This is a genomic window from Microbispora sp. H10670, from assembly GCF_014161385.1.
GTDB lineage: Bacteria > Actinomycetota > Actinomycetes > Streptosporangiales > Streptosporangiaceae > Microbispora > Microbispora triticiradicis.
In genome coordinates this window covers 1-4701 of record NZ_JABBWW010000065.1, presented here as the reverse complement: position 1 = coordinate 4701, position 4701 = coordinate 1, and the positions used below count along the sequence as shown (strand labels likewise).

The following is a 4701-nucleotide window of genomic DNA, read 5'->3' as shown; positions in this document are numbered from 1 at the left end:
GCGGCAACGACCAGTCCACAAAGCGATCCAGCGCCCGCCCGCACTCCGCCAACCGCCCGGCGAACACCGGCGACCACTCCGCCAGCTCCACCGCCATCCCCGCCCACTGCGACCCCTGACCGGGGAACACCAGCGCGACGCGCCGCGGCTCGCTCCCGCCGCCCCGCACCACGTCCGCGCCGGAGAGCAGTTCCGCCCGCCCGGCGCCGAGCAGCACCGCGCGGTACGGCAGCGTGGCCCGGGTCGTGGCCAGCGAGTATCCGACGTCGGCCGGCGCGAGGTCCGGGCCGGCCTCGACGAACTCCTTCAGCCGTTCCGTCTGGGCGTCCAGCGCGGCGGCGCTCCGTGCGGAGACCACCCACGGCACGATCGCCGGCGCCGTGCGGTCACCGTCGGTCTCAGACATTCGTCTCCCCCTGTTCCAGCACGACATGTGCGTTCGTCCCGCTCACCCCGAACGCCGACACCCCCGCGCGGCGTGGCCGGCCGGCATCCGGCCAGGCCGTGTGCCCGGTGAGCAGCTCGACCGCGCCCAGAGACCAGTCCACGTTCGGCGTGGGCTCGTCGACGTGCAGCGTCTTGGGCAGCACCCCGTGGCGCATGGCCTCGACCATCTTGATGACGCCGCCGACCCCGCTGGCGGCCTGCGTGTGGCCGATGTTCGACTTCAGCGAGCCCAGCAGCAGCGGCCGCTCGCGGCCCTGCCCGTACGTCGCCAGCAACGCCTGGGCCTCGATCGGGTCGCCCAGGGTCGTCCCGGTGCCGTGCGCCTCGACCGCGTCGACGTCGGCGGCGGACAGGCCGGCGTCCGCGAGCGCGGTATTGATCACCCGCTGCTGCGACGGCCCGTTCGGCGACGACAGGCCGTTGGACGCGCCGTCCTGGTTCACCGCGCTTCCCCTCAGCAGCGCCAGCACGGGATGCCCGTTCCGGCGCGCGTCCGACAGGCGTTCCAGCACGAGGACGCCGGCCCCCTCGCCCCAGGAGGTGCCGTCGGCGGCGGCGGCGAACGGCTTGCACCGGCCGTCCCGGGCGAGACCACGCTGGCGGCTGAACTCCACGAAGAGCAACGGGCTGGACATGACGGTCACGCCGCCGGCCAGCGCGAGCGTGCACTCGCCCCGGCGCAGCGACTGCGCCGCGAGGTGCAGCGCCACCAGCGACGACGAACACGCGGTGTCCACGGTCAGGGCCGGGCCCTCCAGGCCCAGGGTGTAGGCGACCCGCCCGGACGCGACGCTGACCGCGAACCCGCTGGCCAGGTAGCCCTCGTACTCGCCCGACCCCTCCGGGGCGTTGAGCTGCCGCGCGCCGTAGGTGCTGTTCATCACGCCGGCGAACACACCGGTCCGGCTGCCGCGGACGCTGTCCGGGTTGATCCCGGCCCGCTCCAGGGCCTCCCACGCGGCCTCCAGCAGCAGCCGCTGCTGCGGGTCCATCGCGGTGGCCTCGCGCGGGGAGATCCCGAAGAACCCGGCGTCGAACCGGGTCGCGTCGGTCAGGAACCCGCCCTCGCGCACGTAGCTGCGGCCGGGCCGGTCCGGATCGTCGTCGAACAGGTTCGCCAGATCCCATCCCCGGTCGGTGGGGAAGCCGGTGATCGCGTCGCCGCCGGACGCGACCAGCCGCCACAGATCCTCGGGTGACCGGACCCCGCCGGGAAAGCGGCAGCTCATGCCGACGACCGCGATGGGCTCGTCGGACCGGGCGGCGACGGTGACCGGACCGACCGGCTCCGCGCGCCCGCCCGGCGACCCGGCCGCGAGCGCCCCCGCGATGGCGTCCGCGACCGCCCGGGGCGTCGGCCGGTCGAAGACGAGCGTCGCCGGCAGCCGCAGCGCGAACTGCCTGTTCAGCCTGTTGCGCAGCTCCACGGCGGTGAGCGAGTCGAAGCCCATCTCCTTGAAGGCCCGGTCGCCGTCGACCTCGGCGGCCGAATCGTGCCCGAGGATGCCCGCGACGTGGTCGCGGACCAGGCGCAGCACGGCGTCGAGGCGTTCGGCCACGGGCAGGGCGGCGACGCGGCTCGCCGTGTCGCTCCCCATGTCGTTCCCCGTGGCCCCCGCGACGTCTCCGCCGGACGCCCCGGCCTCCCGCCGCACCGGTGTCCGTACGAGGGCGCGCAGCATCGCGGGCACCTCGGCCGACGCCGCCCGCGCACGCAGCGCGGCGGGGTCCAGCCGGGCGACGACGGGAGTGCCCACGCCCGTGGCGAGGCCGGCGTCGAAGAGGGCGAGCGCGTCCTCGGTGGACATCGGGGCGATGCCGAGCCGGACCTGCCTGGCCCGGTCGGTGCCGGTCCGGTGGCCGGTCATGCCGCTCTCCTCCGACCACAGGCCCCAGGCGAGCGACGTCGCGGGCAGGCCCTCGGCGCGGCGGGCGGCGGCGAGCGCGTCCAGGGCGCAGTTGGCCGCCGCGTAGTTGCCCTGGCCCGGCGCGCCGAACACCCCGGCGACCGACGAGCACAGGACGAACGCGGTCAGGTCCCGGTCGCGGGTGAGCTCGTGCAGGTGGACCGCGGCGGTCACCTTGGCCGCGCGCACGGTCTCCAGCCGCTCGGCCGTCAGCGCCTGGACCACCCCGTCGTCGAGCACGGCCGCGGCGTGCACGACCGCCGTGACCGGGTGGTCCTCCAGGACCGCGGCCAGGGCGTCGCGATCGGTGACGTCGCAGGCCACGACCGCGACCTCGGCGCCCAGCTCGTCCGCCAGCTCGTCGCGGAGCCCGGCGGCGCCCGGCGCGCCCGGGCCGCCGCGGCTGACCAGCACCAGGCGGCGTACGCCGTGGACGCGCACCAGGTGGCGGGCCAGGGCCGCGCCGACCGTCCCGGTGCCCCCGGTGATCAGCACGCGATCCCGGTCGCTCCACGGGGGATCGCCCTGCCCGGGCCCGGGCCCGGGCCCGGGCTCGGGTTCGGTGAGGCGCAGGCGCGGCGCCTCGAACACCCCGTCGCGCACCCACACCTCGGGTTCGCCGGTGGCGAGGATCTCGGCGGCCCGGCCGGCGATCGCGTCCGGGTCGTCGGTGTCCACCAGGACGAAGCGGTCCGGATGCTCGGTGATGGCCGACCGCATCAGTCCCCGCACCTCGGCCTGGCCGAGGTCCGTCCCGGCGTTCCGCGTGACGACCATCAGGCGTGACGACGGAGGACGCTCGCCGGCCAGCCAGGCCTGCGCCACCTCCAGGACCCGTTCGGCCGGGGCCGCGAGCAGCAGCACGACGTCGGCCGCCGGCTCCGGCTCGCCGAGCTCGATCGCACTGTGGACGACGGCCGTCGTCACGGCCGGGCGATCCTCGGGAGGGGTGACGGTCGCGGGCCGGATCGCGTACGGCCGGGCGGCCGGACGGCCGTAGAGCCCCGCGGTCGCGGGCCGGGAGACGAGAGAGCCGGCGGTCAGCACCGGCCTGCCCTCGCCGTCGGCGAACTCGACCGACAGTCCCGCACCGACCGACGACCGTGGGCCCGCGGGCGCCAGGCGGGCGCGGAGCGTCGTGACCCCGGTGCGGTGGAGGGCGATGTTCCGCCACGAGAACGGCAGCTCCAGGGTGTCGACGACGATGCCGTGCAGCGCGGCGTCGAGCAGGGCGGGGTGCACGCCGAAGCCGTCGCCCGGAACGCCGTCCGGCAGGGCGGCCTCCGCGAAGATCTCCTCCCCTCGCCGCCAGGTCCGGCGCAGGCCCCGCAGGGCCGGGCCGTAGTCGTACCCCTGCGCGGCCAGCCGCGCGTAGACGTCGGCGGCGCCGGTCCCGCCGGAGGCCGGCGGCCATTCCGTGAGCCCCGTACCGAGCTGCGTGCCGGGCGGGGCGCCGGTGGCGAGGACCCCGGTGACGTGCGCCGTCCATCCGGCCTCGTCGAGCGCCCGCTCGTCCCTGGAGTAGACCGTGATCGTGTGCCGTCCCGCGTCGTCGGGAGGGGTGACCGCCACCCGCAGCCGTACGGCCCCGCCGTCGGCCGGCAGCGTGAGCGGGGTCTGCACGACCAGCTCCTCGACCAGGTCACGTCCGAGGCGGCCGCCCAGGTGGAGCGCCAGCTCCAGGAACGCCGTCGCCGGCACCGTGACGATCCCCTGCACGGCGTGGTCGGCCAGCCAGGGCTGTGTGGCGAGGGAGAGTCTTGAGGTGTAGAGGAACCCGCCCGGCTCGGGCAGCTCGACCTCGGCGCCCAGCAGCGGGTGCCCGGCCGCCGACAGGCCCAGATCGGCCGCGTCGGCGGCTCCGGCCCGGCCGCCGCCGACCCAGTAGCGCCGGCGCTGGAAGGCGTAGGCCGGCAGGTCCACCCGCGGGCCCGCGCCGGCCAGGTGACCCCGCCAGTCGACGGGCACGCCGTTCGCGTGCGCCTCCGCCACGGACAGGAGGAACCTGCCGCCGCCCCCGCTGCCGCGCGACAGCGAGCCGACCGAGGTGACGTCGACCGCCGGGGTCAGCACCGGGTGGGGGCTGCACTCGATCATCACGTGGTCGTCGAACATCCGGGCGGCGTCCTGGAAGCGGACCGTCCGGCGCAGGTTCTGGTACCAGTACTCCGCGTCCAGCGAGGCGCCGTCGGCGAAGTCACCGGTCACCGTCGAGAAGATCGGCACGTCGGTGGTGTGGGGGGTGACGGGGGCGAGGACCTCGGCGAGTTCGTCGCGGATGGCCTCCACGTGTGCCGAGTGGGAGGCGTAGTCCACCGGGAGCACCTTGACGTCCGCCCGCATCGCC

General features: G+C 76.0%; 2 pseudogenes. Both read right to left on the bottom strand.

From position 1 onward, the window contains the following. Positions 1 to 1982, bottom strand: a pseudogene (locus HHX33_RS36935) (type I polyketide synthase); the annotation flags it as partial. A 402-nt stretch (positions 1983 to 2384) separates the two neighbouring features. Then, a pseudogene (locus HHX33_RS36930) lies at positions 2385 to 4697 on the bottom strand (SDR family NAD(P)-dependent oxidoreductase); the annotation flags it as partial. Positions 4698 to 4701: the final 4 nt, after the last annotated feature.